General features: G+C 33.9%; 14 protein-coding genes. 5 read left to right on the forward strand and 9 right to left on the reverse strand.

Features of this window, described 5'->3' with window-relative positions; all coding sequences use genetic code 11:
* The 3 genes from ACHRV5_RS06875 to ACHRV5_RS06885 all read right to left on the reverse strand — a co-directional run bounded on the left by ACHRV5_RS06875 (window position 1) and on the right by ACHRV5_RS06885 (window position 4968).
* Window positions 1-2619 (reverse strand): tetratricopeptide repeat protein, encoded by a 2619-nt coding sequence (locus ACHRV5_RS06875; RefSeq protein WP_395426231.1) that lies wholly within the window; start codon window positions 2617-2619, stop codon window positions 1-3.
* An 88-nt stretch (window positions 2620-2707) separates the two neighbouring features.
* Window positions 2708-3403, reverse strand: a complete 696-nt coding sequence (locus tag ACHRV5_RS06880) for an ABC transporter ATP-binding protein (RefSeq protein WP_230004100.1) — start codon at window positions 3401-3403, stop codon at window positions 2708-2710.
* Between the two features lie 104 nt (window positions 3404-3507).
* A complete protein-coding gene (locus ACHRV5_RS06885; protein ID WP_047774636.1) occupies window positions 3508-4968 on the reverse strand; it encodes a DUF5687 family protein in 1461 nt (486 codons plus the stop codon).
* Between the two features lie 128 nt (window positions 4969-5096).
* Here ACHRV5_RS06885 and ACHRV5_RS06890 point away from each other — a divergent pair, with 128 nt between their 5' ends.
* Window positions 5097-6149, forward strand: coding sequence for a ferredoxin--NADP reductase (locus ACHRV5_RS06890; protein WP_305070196.1), 1053 nt, complete (start codon window positions 5097-5099; stop codon window positions 6147-6149).
* 297 nt (window positions 6150-6446) lie between these two features.
* Here the strand turns inward: ACHRV5_RS06890 and ACHRV5_RS06895 are convergent, their stop codons facing one another.
* Both ACHRV5_RS06895 and ACHRV5_RS06900 read right to left on the reverse strand, forming a co-directional pair.
* On the reverse strand, window positions 6447-7466 hold the full coding sequence (locus ACHRV5_RS06895) for a glycosyltransferase family 9 protein (protein WP_395426478.1): 1020 nt from the start codon (window positions 7464-7466) through the stop codon (window positions 6447-6449).
* Window positions 7467-7509: 43 nt separating this feature from the next.
* The gene (locus ACHRV5_RS06900) at window positions 7510-8115 is read right to left on the reverse strand and encodes a DUF4254 domain-containing protein (RefSeq protein ID WP_395426233.1); all 606 of its coding nucleotides are present in this window, start codon (window positions 8113-8115) and stop codon (window positions 7510-7512) included.
* 113 nt (window positions 8116-8228) lie between these two features.
* On the opposite strand from ACHRV5_RS06900, the gene upp reads away from it, so the two are divergent.
* Window positions 8229-8882: a uracil phosphoribosyltransferase gene (upp, locus tag ACHRV5_RS06905; protein ID WP_047774631.1), complete on the forward strand. Its 654-nt coding sequence runs from the start codon at window positions 8229-8231 to the stop codon at window positions 8880-8882.
* Here the strand turns inward: upp and ACHRV5_RS06910 are convergent.
* The gene (locus tag ACHRV5_RS06910; protein WP_047774630.1) at window positions 8877-9806 is read right to left on the reverse strand and encodes a DUF6427 family protein; all 930 of its coding nucleotides are present in this window, start codon (window positions 9804-9806) and stop codon (window positions 8877-8879) included. The two genes, upp and ACHRV5_RS06910, sit on opposite strands and share 6 nt — an antisense overlap.
* 138 nt (window positions 9807-9944) lie before the next feature.
* Here ACHRV5_RS06910 and ACHRV5_RS06915 point away from each other — a divergent pair, with 138 nt between their 5' ends.
* Window positions 9945-10175: a hypothetical protein gene (locus tag ACHRV5_RS06915; protein ID WP_047774628.1), complete on the forward strand. Its 231-nt coding sequence runs from the start codon at window positions 9945-9947 to the stop codon at window positions 10173-10175.
* Here the strand turns inward: ACHRV5_RS06915 and purD are convergent.
* The gene (purD, locus tag ACHRV5_RS06920) at window positions 10167-11441 is read right to left on the reverse strand and encodes a phosphoribosylamine--glycine ligase (RefSeq protein ID WP_395426234.1); all 1275 of its coding nucleotides are present in this window, start codon (window positions 11439-11441) and stop codon (window positions 10167-10169) included. The two genes, ACHRV5_RS06915 and purD, sit on opposite strands and share 9 nt — an antisense overlap.
* A 133-nt stretch (window positions 11442-11574) precedes the next feature.
* On the opposite strand from purD, the gene ACHRV5_RS06925 reads away from it, so the two are divergent.
* Window positions 11575-12885: a phenylacetate--CoA ligase family protein gene (locus tag ACHRV5_RS06925; protein ID WP_395426235.1), complete on the forward strand. Its 1311-nt coding sequence runs from the start codon at window positions 11575-11577 to the stop codon at window positions 12883-12885.
* Between the two features lie 35 nt (window positions 12886-12920).
* Window positions 12921-13448, forward strand: coding sequence for an ORF6N domain-containing protein (locus ACHRV5_RS06930; protein WP_230004093.1), 528 nt, complete (start codon window positions 12921-12923; stop codon window positions 13446-13448).
* A 39-nt stretch (window positions 13449-13487) separates the two neighbouring features.
* Here ACHRV5_RS06930 and ACHRV5_RS06935 read toward each other — a convergent pair whose 3' ends face one another.
* Both ACHRV5_RS06935 and ACHRV5_RS06940 read right to left on the reverse strand, forming a co-directional pair.
* Window positions 13488-14255 (reverse strand): glycosyltransferase family 2 protein, encoded by a 768-nt coding sequence (locus tag ACHRV5_RS06935; protein WP_395426236.1) that lies wholly within the window; start codon window positions 14253-14255, stop codon window positions 13488-13490.
* 87 nt (window positions 14256-14342) lie between these two features.
* Window positions 14343-15326, reverse strand: a complete 984-nt coding sequence (locus ACHRV5_RS06940) for a UDP-glucuronic acid decarboxylase family protein (RefSeq protein WP_395426237.1) — start codon at window positions 15324-15326, stop codon at window positions 14343-14345.
* Window positions 15327-15421: the final 95 nt, after the last annotated feature.

A 15421-nucleotide genomic window follows, 5' to 3' on the forward strand; every position in this document is an offset into this window, starting at 1 on the left:
TTATGGGATTTTGGGGGCTGTGTAAACGTCAATATTTTTTTTAATTTGAACTATTTTATAATTGTCGCTCGAGATAATAATTGCCTTATTTGAGATCTTGTATTTTTTATCGTCCCTGAAAACACCGGCAAGATCATTAGCATAAGCTTCCGACTTTATACCATGAATAACCACAAAACTCTGGGTTTTATTGTACCTATCGATAGATGTTCTAAGTTTTAGGAAATTCTCTATGTCTAAAAACTTGTGAATTGCTTCCTCGACTTTTTTACCGGTCTTAGTATCTTCATTAGCAATTGGATAGATAATTTTCCAATTCTTTGCATCAACAGTTGTAAAATCAAGTTTTTCTAAGTTTGGAACTTGTTTTTCCAAAATTTCACGCGCATTTTTCCCTTCTACGCTATTCGGATAATTATCGGCAACATTTTCTAAGCCTTTCTTATACGCTGCCAGACCATTTACTTTTCCTAATGTATTCGCTTTCAATAACTCATACTTAGAAACGATCTCATCTCCGGAATATTGATTGATTAAATTATCAATATTATCCAAGACCAAATCAAATTGTTCTTCCTGGAATAATTTATACCATTTTTGATATTCTTTTTCCGGGAGTGCCAAATCATCATTACCTGTGTTATTTAAGATTTGTGCATATCTTGAATTTGGATAGTTTGTGGTAATTTTCGATTTTATCTCTTGAGCTTTTCGCGGATCCGTAATTTCGTAAATCTTGTACAAATTGTACATGGCTGGTAAAACCAATTTTTCTTCTGGATTATTTTTCAATAATTGCTCCAATTTACCACTCGCCAAATTGTATTCTTTAAACTTTTCCTTGTAAATAAGCCCTAATTGATAGTACGCAAAATTGCGCTCTTTTCCAATGCTATCCATAGCCAACTCAGTAGTCGGAAGCTGTTTTTCATAAAAATCTGTTGTGTATTTTTCGATAACAATGGTGTCTTTTACCGCATTTAAAGAATCCTGAGTCATCTCTGCTGCTTCTTTTGCTATTGCATCATCATTTGCCGCTTTTGATGAAGCCATTCTCCAATAACCTCCTAAGATTCTGTTCCCCCAAGACTTTCTAAATTGCAACTTACCGTAAGCAACCGTTGTTGGATTGTAAAAATAAAAGGTACTTGTTGTCTCATTAGCAGATGGCGGATTAAAAACTCCAACACCAGGCGGAACGATGCCTGGTTGAGATTGTGGATTAACAGCCGTTGGTTCACTATCTGCTTTTGTATTACGCTCTACATTAGCCAGTTTTTCTTTTTCTTTTTCCTCCAGAATACGTTTGGCTTCGTCTTTCTTTTTAAGCTCAACAATATAGTTTTCAAAATATAACTTTCGGTCGGGAGCCGGTAAACCATACACGGTAATAATACTGTCATTGCGTTTGGCAATGGCCTCGTATTTTATAACATTGTCTAAGTTTTTTCTGTTTTTTTCTATAAATGTAAACTCTCTGCTTTTAGGATCTAATTTTACCAATGTACTGTCATAGTATTTCGCAGCCATGGTATAATCTGTATTTTTAAAGTACATATTTCCGATATTCCGATAGGTGGAAGCAATCAGATAAGGATCTTTGGATTTTCTGTCCAATGATTTGTTGTAGAATTCTAAGGCATTTTCCTGTTCTTTTCTTTTATCAAAAAAGACACCCATTTCGAAAAACAGTACATCATAATAGGGTCTGTTCTCACGATCTGCTACCAGCTTATTGTATTTTTCAATAAAAATGGTATCATTACCCGTTTCATAATCATACAGTTGTGCCTTTTTTGCATAAGCATGCATCATATATTTTCGATCGGCTTTTCGATTCATATCAATAACCCCATCGTAATAATAAATAGCGCTGTCTTTTTTACCCTCTTCCTGATACAACTGTCCTAAAATAAAACGGTATCGGGCTTTGTCTTCATTTATTCGGCTAAACTCTTCCGCAATTTTAAGTTTGGTAACGGCACTGTCTCTCTTTTCTAAATTTAAGAAAGCCTCTGCCAATAATGCATTGGCATCCGAAAAAGTTTGTTTTTTTAGATCTGTATTTTTTAGTAGTTTGTTAATGTTTTTTACAACAATCGCATCATTTCCCAGGCGCATATTGGTTTTCTCGCGCCAGATTTTTGCGGTATAAATATTACTGCTGTTGGGATATTTGTATAAAATATAATTGAATGCTTCTAAAGCTGGAATAAAACGCTGATCATAATATCTCGCTTTTCCTAGCATTAGATAGGCCTCGTCTATCTGAGAATTTTTTTCCCGTCCGCCAATATTCATGGAATGCTTCTGAATGGCTTTTGTTGCTTTTGTTTCGGCCTTCTCGAAATCCGCATTTTTAGCTTTGGTATCATCCGCGAAACTCTCATCGACCTGCATTTTCTCAATAGGCAGCATTTTCCAGAAATTATCCTGATTATTGCCTTGAATTGATTTTAATCCCTTGTCTAAACCTATACCCCCATTGTACAGAATATTATATTTTGTACTTAAAGCATGAGAATTTCGAGACAAAAAAGTGTTGTTTTTGGTAGAGCAGGCTATCAAAAGGAAGAAAAACACCAGAAAAAAGCTATATTTAAGAGTATTCTTTTTCAATAGAAAAGAGTTTAAATCATTTAACTTCTAAAAACGATTTTTAGTATAATGACTTGTAAAAATACGCTTCTTTTTGTAATATCGAAATTTATACTGCAAAAAACGATTCCAATTCTTGTAAGGTTTCTTTTGAAGTTTGAATATCTTTAACTATTTCTCCTTTATTGAGTGCCACAATTCTATCGCAAACCTCTACCGTGTGCTGCAAATCATGACTGGAAACCAGAACGGTTACGTTTGGATCTTCGGCTAATTCTTTGATAATTTTTTTCAATCGACTTACGGTTGTAGGATCTAAATTTGCAAAAGGCTCATCCAGAATAATCACTTCAGGATTACCGATAAGTGTGGCAATTATCCCCACCTTCTTCTGATTTCCCTTAGATAAATCGCGCAGGTACTTTTTGTTTTTCAAGATTTCTCCATTAAAAAACTCTTCCTGTTTTGCCAACAAGGCATCTACATCTGCTTTATTCTGGTGACGTAAATCTCCAATAAAATAAAAATATTCTTCCGGGGTTAAATACCCAATCAGGAAACTTTCGTCGAGAAAAGAACCTGTAAACGATTTCCAATTTTCATTGGTATTAACCTGAATATCATTGCTTTTAATATTTCCCGTCGAAGGCTGAATCAAATCCAATAATAAACTGAAAAAAGTGGTTTTTCCGGCTCCGTTATTTCCAACTAATCCGAAACTTTGCCCTTTTGGAATCTCAAGATGTTCAATATTTAAAACTGTTGTCCCGTTGTATTTTTTTGAAAGCTGACTTACTTGTATCATTGTGATTGTGGATTTTAGATTTTAGATTGTTGATTTTAGATTAAAAAAGTGATTGTTTTCATCCGATAAAAATTATCTCATTATCAAATTGACACATTTTCTAATTAATTCTTTTGTTTATAAGCACTTATCGTACTGTATTTTTCTATTTTGTATCTTTTTTCAATTAAAGAAAAGACCTTGTTTCTAAAAATAAAACCTAAAAAACCGGCTCCGGCAACTAATACTAATCCGAGCGTTTTATCTCCCAAATAAAGTCCGATACCATACAATCCCAAAGGCAATAATATTTTTGGTAAAGTCAATAACATGGCATTAACATTGAACGCTTTTTTATCGCTAAAGGCTCCTCCTGCATTACTCAAATCAATTGGCGTTTTGGTAAATGCACCTCCTAAAAGTACCATGTGAGAATTAACTCCAATATTATAAATCGCTCCAACAACGATTGTTAAGTACACTTCCCATCCGTAAAAAAGATAAAAAGAAGCAATAATTGTTGAAACAAAAGTGGCAATCACGATCAACCACCATTTTGAAGTAATATAACCGCGATACGGAATATTCTGCGTCATCATCAATTGATAATACGAACTGTCCCAACTCGGTACAAATTGTCCGAAAACAAATAGAAATCCACCCGAAACAAATATCCCGGCAAAAATATACATCACAGCCGGCTGGTGTGAATTTCCAAAAAAGATAAGCCCGTAAAACAAAAAGAGAACACTCATTAAAATAGTTGTTTTTGATCTCTTGTTCCTCTTAATCAATTTAATATCATTCTTAAGAAATGTCCCCAAAGTACCAAACTGATTCAGCCACGAAAGATTTTCTGTGCTGGCAATGTCTTCTTTTTTAGAAAGTCCTGCATCTAAATATAAATTGTTTTTAAAATATTTAAATGTAAAAACATACAAACTAACTAATACCAAGACCGGAATAAAGACCATTCCCTTTGTGTTATAAAACCCTTGAAAAAAGGGAGCTGTAAAAGTTGTAATGTCGAATATCTTGTAGTATTGTGCTGCTCCTAAGGCCACAATTACAGCTACAAAAACAACAAACAACTTGTCGATATTACTCAAAATGATATTCAGAAAGTTGTTGATATATACTAACGAAAGAACCGCCAGATGCCAAAAAATAATACCCACAATATCATACCCTTCAATAGCTAATACGATCGAAAAAGGAAGAAAGAAAAGCGCATGGACCCAATTAAAAAAAGACAAAGCTGTTTTGCCCAGCGAAAAATGAACAATTGTTGGTTTCTTAAAAGGCAAAACCAATAACGGTTTTATGTTAAGCACCGGTATAGCTTGCATCAGCAATCGAATAACGAGGTCGAACAGAAAATAATAAATTAGAAATCTGTTAACCGTAACTAATGGTTCCAGATTCATTTCTTTAAGCATATAAAAGGCTCCAACACCCATCCCTATAAAAAGGATTGAAAAATAGATCATCAAGAAACCAATCAGAATTTTCATGGCCAAATTGGAACCAAATGACGCAGATCGAATAAAGGCTTTCCATTCCAGGTAAATAAACTTTTTAATCATGGTTCTTTGGTTTTCAGTTTTATAGTAAGAGATCAAATGTAAGTAAACGTTACAAAAAAAGTTAAAAAAAATAATTTCATTACCATCAATTAGCTGTTGTTTGCTACTTTTGCAGAAAATATCATATCATGCCTTCATTCTTAAAACTTATAATTAAAGAGGTAAAACGTGAAACTGCCGATGCTGTTTCTGTTCTTTTTAATGTTCCCGAAGAACTAAAACCGGATTATAAATTTGTTGCCGGACAATATATAAACTTAAAACTAACCCTTGACAATCAAGAGATTAGACGTGCTTACTCAATTTGTTCCGGACCGGAAAGCGGTGAATTAAGAATTGCGGTAAAAGCGGTTAAAAATGGTTTGTTTTCGCAATTTGCAAATACCAAATTAAAAGCCGGAGATGTTCTTGAAGTAGGTCACCCTGAAGGAAAATTTACTTTTGAACCAGATGCTGAAAGACAAAAAAATTACGCAGCTTTTGTAGCAGGTAGCGGAATCACTCCTGTACTTTCTATTATAAAGTCCGTTTTAAAAAGTGAACCAAAAAGCTCATTTGTATTGGTTTATGGAAATAAAACACCTGAAGAGACGATCTTTCATCAGGAATTACATGATTTACAATTGCAATATGTAGGGCGCTTATTTGTGCATTATGTATTTAGTCAGGCTAAAGCTGAAAATGCTTTATTTGGCAGAATTGACAAATCGGCTGTGAATTTTGTATTGAATAACAAACATAAAGAATTACAATTTGATAAATTCTACTTGTGTGGTCCTGAGGAAATGATCAATACGGTTTCGGGTATTCTAAAAGAGAAAAACATAAAAGAATCTGCTATTAAGTTTGAACTTTTTACTTCTTCTACTAAAGAAAATCAAATCAATACCTCATTAGAAGGACATACAAAAATTACGGTTTTAGTTGATGATGATGAAGTTACTTTTGAAATGTCTCAAAAACAAACGATTCTTGACGCAGCACTAAAACAAGGAATCGATGCGCCTTATTCTTGCCAAGGCGGAATTTGCAGCAGCTGTCTAGCACGTATCACAACAGGAACGGCAGAAATGACTAAAAATTCTATTTTAACTGACCGAGAAATTGCTTCCGGTTTAGTCTTGACCTGTCAAGCACACCCAACATCGGAGACTATTTACGTAGATTTTGATGACGTTTAGGAGAGTTTCTTAGTCGCAGTCGCGGTTTTCAGTCGCAGTTTACAGATATAAAAAAAGAGTTTGCTTTGCAAACTCTTTTTTTTGTTGTTATTTATTGTGACATATAAACAGTAAGATGTGACTAAAAACTGTGACTGAAAACTGAGACTGTCAGGCTGAGCGAAGTCGAAGCCCCTTTTAATTAATAGGCCTTCGACTTCGCTCAGGGTGACATAAATGCTGTCGAGTTGTAACTATAAACTGTGACCGCAAACTGCGACTGAGACTGCGACTGCAAACTGAGACTACAAACCGAAACTACTTTTTTTCTTCCAAAAGCGACTGAATCCTCTTAACCACTTTCTTAGGAGAAATGGTTCTCATGGCATCTTCATAACCTTCTATTATTTTATTTCCATATACAGAAGACGGTAAATTAGGATACAGATTTCGATCCGAAACCAAAGCATTATCAAGACTTTGATTAAACGGTAAAAATCCTGCATACGGATGCGTTGCGCCCCAGAGCGTAACCACTTTTACACCCAACATCGCTGCAATATGTGCATTTCCGGAGTCCATGGAAAGCATTACGTCCAGATTGCTTATTATTTTTAGCTCTTGTTGGAATTTAATTTTTCCGGCTACATTTATTACATTTTTAAAGGGCTTTGAAAGAGACTCTAAAATTTCGATTTCTTTCTTTCCTCCTCCAAAAAGCAAAATGGTTTGCTCTTTATTATCGGCCAGTTTTGCAATTACTTCCTCCATGAAATCCAACGGATACACTTTAGAATCATATTGTGCAAATGGTGCAATTCCGATTAGTTTTTGGTAACTTTCTCCCACTAAATCGGTAATTTCAGCACTTAATACTGCTCTTTTCGGAAATTCGGGATTCGTTAAGTTGACGGGAAAACCCAGTTTTTCAAACACTTTTGCGTGTCTCTCAAACATCGTAGGTAATTGCTTGAAAATTTTATTCTCGACGCGTGTCAATTCCTTTTTACCTTCTCGTCCTTTGTCGACTGTGGCTCTCTTTTTTCCGGTTAAAGCAAAAAGAAAACTCACAATTTTAGATCTTAAAACATTATGTAAATCTGCAAAAGCATCAATTTTGAGTTTTTTGACATCTGAAAATAATCTCAAAAGCCCCAGAAAACCTTTGTGGCGTTCCTTTTCATCAAAAGCAAAAAAATCAAGATTGGGAATTCCTTCAAAAAAAGGCTTAAAAAACGGACGTGAAATCACCGTAACTTTTACCGTCGGATACTGTTTTACAAAAGCACGTAAAACAGGAACCGTCATGGCAACATCTCCCATTGCAGAGAGTCGCATGACGGCTATATGTTGAATAGTCTTAGACAATTTTGCTGTCAAACTATTTTTTGTTTTGGTATAAAACCGGATTCAAATCATCGTCGTTGTACATTTTCATTTGTTTGTACACTTTCATGAATTTATCTCCATTTTCGATATCTGTCAGCAAATCATCGATGGCTGTAGATAAATCACTTCTTTGTTCTAAAAGAATATTTAATTTTTCCTGACACTTATCTCTGTGCTCTTGTGAAGCCTCTGCACGAGTAGCTTCTTCATGCATATGATAAATTTTTAATGCCAAAATAGACAATCTGTCAAATGCCCAAGCCGGACTTTCAGAGTTGATTTTCGCACCGTCTTTTACTTTTACTTCGCTGTATTTTTGCAAAAAGTAACTGTCGATATATTCTACCATATCGGTACGTTCCTGGTTAGAAGCATCAATTCTTCTTTTTAATGTTAATGCTGCTACCGGGTCAATTTGCGGATCACGAATAATATCTTCAAAATGCCATTGAACAGTGTCAATCCAGTTTTTTAAGTATAATAAATGTTCAAATTTATCTTTTGGAAACGGATTGTTTATAGGTTGATCAACATTATCAAACTCGTGATAATCTTTGATGCTTTGTTCGAAAACCGAATATGCTAATTTTGAAAACATGTCTTTATTTTTTAGAGAGACAAAGATACTTTTTATACTTTTATAGTTCGAAAAAAAACTTTACTTTTTCGTCATTAATAAAGGTTATATCCTAACAATTCTAAAAACTCCTTATGAAAATTCATTATATATCGGAAGATAACAGTGTTTTAAACCATTTTTTAGGTCAAATTCGAAATATAAATGTTCAGAACGACAGTATGCGTTTTCGAAGAAACATAGAGCGAATTGGTGAAATTATGGCCTATGAACTGAGTAAAACTTTGGCTTATAAAAGTGTCGAAATTCAGACTCCGCTTGGGATTAAAAAAACAACTGAAATAAGCGAAGATCTGGTTTTATGTTCAATTTTAAGAGCTGGATTACCCCTGCACAATGGGTTTTTAAATTATTTTGATCATGCAGAAAATAGTTTTGTTTCTGCTTGCAGACATCATCCGAATAATGATGATGCTTTTGAAATTTTAGTTGAATATCAGGCGCTTTCAAACATAAACAATAAAACGGTTTTGCTTCTTGACCCGATGTTGGCCACAGGTCAATCTATCGTTGCTGTTCATGAAAAATTAGTACAGAACGCAACTCCAAACGAAATTCATATTGTAGTCGTGATTGCTGCTCCGGAAGGCATACAGTATCTGGAAAAGAATCTTCCCGAAAATTGCCACTTATGGGTTGCTTCGCTGGACGAGAAATTAAACGAAAAAAATTACATTATTCCGGGTCTTGGTGATGCCGGTGATCTTGCTTATGGCAGTAAATTATAATTGGGACAAAAATGTAAATAAACTACAGGCAATGAGCGCGTAAAAAACAATTTCGTTATTTAACTTTTGCTGTATATATTCTACATGTCCTGATGCCATAATGGTTAAAGGCGCAATACTAAACAACAATAAATCATTGCTTTTGTTTGGTGAAACAATAAAAACGATAACCGCTATAAAAAAACAGGCTACTACTTTTTTGTATGATGAATGCACAATTTGTGGCCTGTTTGAAAAGGTTGTTAACATCGAAAACACAAAAAACAAGGCTACCGCAGTGTAGATTGAAAGTGCAGCGTTTTCGTAATTGTTCTTAAAATAATCAATACTGAAATCAACTACAGCACGTTTTTCAAAAAACTGAATGGCATCGATATGAAAGACCAAAGAGATTAATAAAAAAATCACGCTAACAGCCAAAAGTGCTATAAAAGGCAATACCCAATTTCTATAATCACGTGAAACGTGAAAAATAATCGATATAAAAACCAATATCAGGAAAAGAATACACCAAAATTGAAATAAAGAAGCTACTAAAATCCAAAAAGAAGCGTCAAATATTTTTTCTTTTGAAGCCTTCAGAGATTGCAGTGAGATTAACCTTCTAAGGGCTAACAGAATAAAAAAGTTCGCATATATTACATTCGAATCATTAAATATTGTGGGGAAAAACAATAAGAATAATAAGTAGAAAAATATCGAATAACCGTTGTCTTTACTGAGTCCGTTCTTCTTTACGATAAAATTAATCAGGAAAAAAGAAGCAAAAATAAAACACAAAAGACTTATTTTTTGAAATGCCAAAAACGGGGAACTGATCCAGGATGGTTCCTGAATTTGAAAAAGAAAAAAGAAAACCAGTATTAAAATTACGACCAATGAATAATTTAATGGCGTAGATTTTTTAAAAACACTTGTTATCATAAGGATATTTTATACTTTTGTGACTGTAAATATAATACTTGTTTAAAAGGAAAACCAACAAGTTGAAAAAGATTCGATCAATTGAATTTTGTTTTCAATGCGTTACAAAACAATAAATAACATATAATTTTATAAATTATGACAGCTTTTTTTGAAGGAATACAATACTTATTCGTTAACATTTTATTTGCTCCACTTGACTTTTTACGTCGTTTAGAGCTAATTACTTGGTTTGGTGCAAACACAATTAACTGGATATTTATGATTATTTGTTCTGCAGCAATCGTATATTGGATTAAACAATTACGCATTTTTGACGCTGCAGGAACAGAAAATCAAGATACTACGGCTCACTCTTTCTTAAAGTAAGTCGAAGCCGATATCTTTTCTAAAATACATCTTATCAAAATTTAGTTTATCTATGTTTTGGTAAGATTTTTTTATGGCTTGTTGGAAATCATCTCCGTAAGAAGTAATCGTCAATACACGACCTCCGTTACTCAAAACTGCTCCATCTTCTAATTTAGTTCCCGCGTGGAAAACAATAGAATCAGTAATATTTTCTAAACCGGTAATTACTTTTCCTTTCTCGAAATCTTCCGGATATCCGCCTGAAACCACCATAATTGTTGTGGCACTTCTTGGATCAACCTCTAATTCAAAAGAATCTAATTTCTGATCTGCTACGGACAAGAACAGTTCAACTAAATCAGATTTTAATCTTGGTACTACAACTTCTGTTTCCGGATCACCCATTCTCACGTTGTATTCAATAACGATTGGTTCGTTTTTCACATTGATCAAACCAATAAATACAAATCCTTTGTATTCGATTCCATCTTTCTGAAAACCTTCAATTGTTGGTTTAACGATACGTGTTTCGATTTTTTCCATCAAAACCGCATCTACATAAGGAACCGGAGAAACAGCTCCCATTCCGCCTGTATTTAATCCTGTATCACCTTCTCCAATTCGTTTGTAATCTTTAGCTGTTGGCAAAATTTTATAGCTTTTCCCGTCAGTTAAAACAAAACAGCTTAATTCAATTCCGTCTAAAAATTCTTCTATAACTACTTTTGAACTTGCCGCACCAAATTTTTGATGAACCAGCATGTTTCTCAATTCAGTTTTAGCTTCTTCTAAATCCTGAATAATCAAAACTCCTTTTCCGGCAGCTAAACCATCTGCTTTTAAAACGTATGGCGGTTGTAATGTTTCTAAAAAGTCACATCCTTTTTCAACTGTTTCAGCCGTAAAACTGTCGTAAGCTGCAGTTGGAATGTTATGTTTCATTAAGAATTCTTTAGCGAATTCTTTACTTCCTTCTAATTGTGCCCCTAATTTAGATGGTCCAATAACCGGAATATGCTTTAAACTTTCGTCATTTTTGAAAAAATCGTAAATACCTTTTACCAACGGATCTTCAGGTCCAACGACTACCATACCTACTTTTTCCTGTAGTACAAATGTTTTTATAGCATCAAAATCGGTTGGAGACATTGCAACATTTGTGGCAATACCGGCAGTTCCGGCATTTCCCGGTGCAACAAAAAGTTTTTCGCAAAGCGGACTTTGAATCATTTTCCATGCAAATGCATGCTCTCTTCCGCCTGATCCCAATAGTAAAATTGTCATGTGTTGTTGTATTTAGTTGTGGTGCAAAAATAATTGCTTTTGAACGTAAAAAATAATTAAATCTTAAAAAGTTGTTGATTCATCACTGTTAGTAATTGGATAATATTATTTTTGATGAAAATTCAGTCTTCAAATGATTTCTCTTTTTGATCTTTCGCTTCAATTAAATGGTTTTCCGATAAAGAAAGCAAAGGCTCATTTAGATGCAATCACTCGTCTTTCTGAAAAGGAGTTTTTACAATTTCTTCAAAAACAAAAAGATGATATTGTTGGTTTTCACTTGCAAAACAATCCATTTTATAACGAATTAGTTGGAAACAAAATTGTTCAAAAATGGGAAGATTTACCCGTTCTGAATAAGCAAAATTTGCAAAAGCCACTCGAACATAGACTTTCAAAAGGCTATACTTTAAAAAATGTCTATCGCAACAAAACGTCCGGATCCAGCGGGACGCCTTTTGTTTTTGCTAAAGATAAATATACTCATGCCTTGACCTGGGCTTCCAATAGTATGCGTTTTGGCTGGTTCGGAATCGATTTTAATCACTCTTATCAGGCGCGATTTTACGGAATTCCAATGGACTTCGTTGGCTATCAAAAAGAGCGCTTTAAAGATTATTTAGGGAACCGGTTCCGATTTCCTGTTTTTGATTTATCGGATGAAGTTTTGGAAAGATTTCTACAGAAATTCAAAACAAAAAAATTCGATTACCTCAACGGCTACACCAGTTCTATTGTTTTGTTTGCTAAATTATTAGAGAAAAAAAATAGTGTTTTAAAAGACATTTGCCCAACACTAAAAGCCTGTTTTGTGACTTCGGAAATGCTTTTTGAATCGGATAAAAAACTATTAGAAAAGCAATTCGGAATTCCGATTATCAATGAATACGGGGCTTCGGAACTGGATTTGATTGCTTTTGAAAATCCAAAAGGCGAATGGCAATTAAACTCCGAAACGCTTTTTATTGAAATTTTGGATGAACATAATCAGGTTTTACCTTATGGAAAAGAAGGTCGAATTGTGATTACTTCTTTATTTAACAAAGCAAATCCATTTATAAGATACGACATTGGCGACATTGGAATTTTAGATGAAAAAAGTACGCTTCAAAAACCGATTCTCAAAAAACTGGTTGGCAGAACCAATGATGTTGCTATCCTGCCAAGCGGGAAAAAATCCCCCGGATTGACGTTTTATTATGTCACCAAAAGCATAATTGAAGACGATGGTAATGTAAAAGAGTTTATCATCAAACAAATCCAATTAGATACGTTCGAAATTGAATATATCAGTGAACATGAATTAGATACCCATCAGATTCAAAAAATAGAGGAGGCAATTTCTCTGTATTTAGAACCTAATTTAAATTTCCGTTTTATTCGAAAGACGGTTTTAGAAAGAACGAACCGTGGAAAACTAAAACAGTTTAATTCTTATTTATAAATAAAATCTTACATTTGTTTTTCAATTAAAAACTTATGGACGATCTATCTTTACTTCCGGAAGAAACAATTTCTAACAAAATATACTTTATTCGCAATCAAAAAATAATGCTTGATCGTGATCTTGCGATGCTCTATGGTGTTGAAACAAAGGTTTTAAAACAAGCTGTTAAAAGAAATTTATCTCGATTTCCAGAAGATTTTATGTTCGAACTTAATGAATCAGAGTTTAAAAATTGGAGGTCACAATTTGTGACCTCCAATTCTGATAAGATGGGTTTACGTTATGCTCCAATGGCATTTACAGAACACGGAATTTTAATGCTTTCAAGCGTTTTGAAAAGCGATAAAGCAATTCAGACCAATATTCAAATTATGCGCATTTTTACAAAAGTGAGAGAATTGCTTTTAGGTACCACAGAAATGAAAATTGATATTCTCCAAATTCAAAAGAAATTAGAAAATCACGATAAAAATATAGAATTGGTTTTTAGTTACTTAGATGAATTAACGGAGAAAAAGGAAAACGAAAGTGAAAGAATTAAAATTGGTTATAAAAAATAATATTCTTTAAGGCTACAAATTACAACCTCCGATCTTACTCTATTTATTCTTTATATATCGTGGTTTTATAACCAACTGCGTAAATAAAAATCTTGTCATCAACAAAAGAGAAAATACAAAGTTATAACCGTGAAATCCTCTGTAAACGCCAAAATTGTGTTTAATCAATTTGAATTTTGAAGATGAAATAGAATCCTTTCTAATTCTATAAAAAGCCAAAGGTTCCGGTATAGGTTTCGTCGCTTTGATTTGTTTTAAAATCGTCAGCCATAAACGCCAATCCTGTCTTTTCTGAGAGGCTGGCAAGGCAATTTTTCCAAAATAAGCGGTATCGTAAATTGCCGTTAAATTGCCTACATAATTGCAGTAAAATAGTTGCTTATATGTTAGCTTTAATGGTGCTTCTACTCTTCTGTTTAAATGGTTACCTTCTTCGTCTATGCAATCATAAAATGAAAAGGTAAAAGGCAAATTGTTTGCTTTTAAAAACCGGATTTGTTTTTCCAGCTTTTCCGGAAACCATAAATCATCGGCATCGAGATAGGCAATATATTTTCCTGTTGCTTTTTCTAAGGCTACATTTCTCGCAAAACCATTTCCGGAGTTCTTCGCTAACTGAAAAAATTTTACTCTGTTGTCGTTTCGAGCAAATTCCGCAATAATAGCAACCGTTTGATCCGTTGAAGCATCATCAACCAAAATTGCTTCCCAGTTTTGATAACTTTGATTCTGGACTGATTCTAAAGTTGCTCTGATGAACTTTTCAGTATTATAGGTGGGTATTATAATCGATACTAATTCATTCATTTGAAGACGACTATCGGAATTTATATTTTTTAATTTAAAAAAAATCAGTCCGAATTCAATTAAGAAATCCGGACTGTATGAAGTGCATTATTTTATATAACTCGAGAAATCTTTGTGTTCTTCTTTAGAAAGTTCTTCCGGAGAAAGGGATCTGAAATAATCATACGTAATTTTCATTCCTTCCGAACGATTTACTTTTGCTTCCCAGCCCAATAGTTCTTTTGCTATTGTGGTGTCTGGTTGACGTTGTAAGGGATCATTTATTGGTAATGGATGGTAGACTACCTTTTGATTGGTTCCTGTCAATTTAATGATTTCTTCTGCAAAATCTTTAATTGTGATTTCATCCGGATTTCCAATATTTACAGGATACACATAATCAGAATGCAATAATCTGAAAATACCTTCTACCTGATCATCCACATAACAAAACGAACGTGTTTGCATTCCATCGCCAAAAATCGTCAAATCTTCTCCACGAAGTGCCTGTCCAATAAATGCAGGAATTACACGACCGTCATTGAGTCGCATTCTTGGTCCATAGGTATTAAAAATACGCACAATTCTGGTTTCTACACCATGGAAAGTATGATATGCCATAGTGATCGACTCCTGAAAACGTTTCGCCTCGTCATAAACACCACGTGGCCCGATTGTATTTACGTTTCCGTAATATTCTTCTGTCTGAGGGTGAACCAACGGATCTCCGTAAACTTCTGAAGTTGATGCAATCAGAATCCTGGCTTTTTTTACTCGGGCTAAACCTAACAAATTATGTGTTCCTAACGAACCTACTTTTAAAGTCTGAATCGGAATTTTTAAGTAGTCAATAGGGCTCGCCGGTGAAGCAAAATGTAGTATATAATCTAAATCACCCGGAATGTGAACAAATTTGGTAATATCGTGATGGTAAAATTCGAAATGTTCTAATTTGAATAAATGCTCAATATTTTTAAGATCTCCCGTAATCAGATTATCCATTCCAATAACATAATAGCCTTCTTTGATGAATCGATCGCACAAATGCGATCCTAAAAATCCTGCTGCCCCGGTGATAAGTATTCTTTTCATAGTAATTATTTATACATCGCAAATGTAACTTATTTGAAAATTATAAAAACTATTCTAAAAAAAAACTGTCTAAATTAATTTGGACAGTTTTATCA

The organism is Flavobacterium sp. FlaQc-52, from assembly GCF_044007495.1.
GTDB classification, from domain to species: domain Bacteria; phylum Bacteroidota; class Bacteroidia; order Flavobacteriales; family Flavobacteriaceae; genus Flavobacterium; species Flavobacterium cupriresistens.

Excerpts from the sequence above, each read along its gene's own strand:
- ACHRV5_RS06880 (WP_230004100.1), bottom strand. The coding sequence starts at position 3,403 with ATGATACAAGTAAGTCAGCTTTCAAAAAAATACAACGGGACAACAGTT.
- ACHRV5_RS06885 (WP_047774636.1), bottom strand. The coding sequence starts at position 4,968 with ATGATTAAAAAGTTTATTTACCTGGAATGGAAAGCCTTTATTCGATCT.
- ACHRV5_RS06890 (WP_305070196.1), top strand. The coding sequence starts at position 5,097 with ATGCCTTCATTCTTAAAACTTATAATTAAAGAGGTAAAACGTGAAACT.
- ACHRV5_RS06895 (WP_395426478.1), bottom strand. The coding sequence starts at position 7,466 with ATGCGACTCTCTGCAATGGGAGATGTTGCCATGACGGTTCCTGTTTTA.
- ACHRV5_RS06900 (WP_395426233.1), bottom strand. The coding sequence starts at position 8,115 with ATGTTTTCAAAATTAGCATATTCGGTTTTCGAACAAAGCATCAAAGAT.
- upp (WP_047774631.1), top strand. The coding sequence starts at position 8,229 with ATGAAAATTCATTATATATCGGAAGATAACAGTGTTTTAAACCATTTT.
- ACHRV5_RS06910 (WP_047774630.1), bottom strand. The coding sequence starts at position 9,806 with ATGATAACAAGTGTTTTTAAAAAATCTACGCCATTAAATTATTCATTG.
- ACHRV5_RS06915 (WP_047774628.1), top strand. The coding sequence starts at position 9,945 with ATGACAGCTTTTTTTGAAGGAATACAATACTTATTCGTTAACATTTTA.
- purD (WP_395426234.1), bottom strand. The coding sequence starts at position 11,441 with ATGACAATTTTACTATTGGGATCAGGCGGAAGAGAGCATGCATTTGCA.
- ACHRV5_RS06925 (WP_395426235.1), top strand. The coding sequence starts at position 11,575 with ATGATTTCTCTTTTTGATCTTTCGCTTCAATTAAATGGTTTTCCGATA.
- ACHRV5_RS06930 (WP_230004093.1), top strand. The coding sequence starts at position 12,921 with ATGGACGATCTATCTTTACTTCCGGAAGAAACAATTTCTAACAAAATA.
- ACHRV5_RS06935 (WP_395426236.1), bottom strand. The coding sequence starts at position 14,255 with ATGAATGAATTAGTATCGATTATAATACCCACCTATAATACTGAAAAG.
- ACHRV5_RS06940 (WP_395426237.1), bottom strand. The coding sequence starts at position 15,326 with ATGAAAAGAATACTTATCACCGGGGCAGCAGGATTTTTAGGATCGCAT.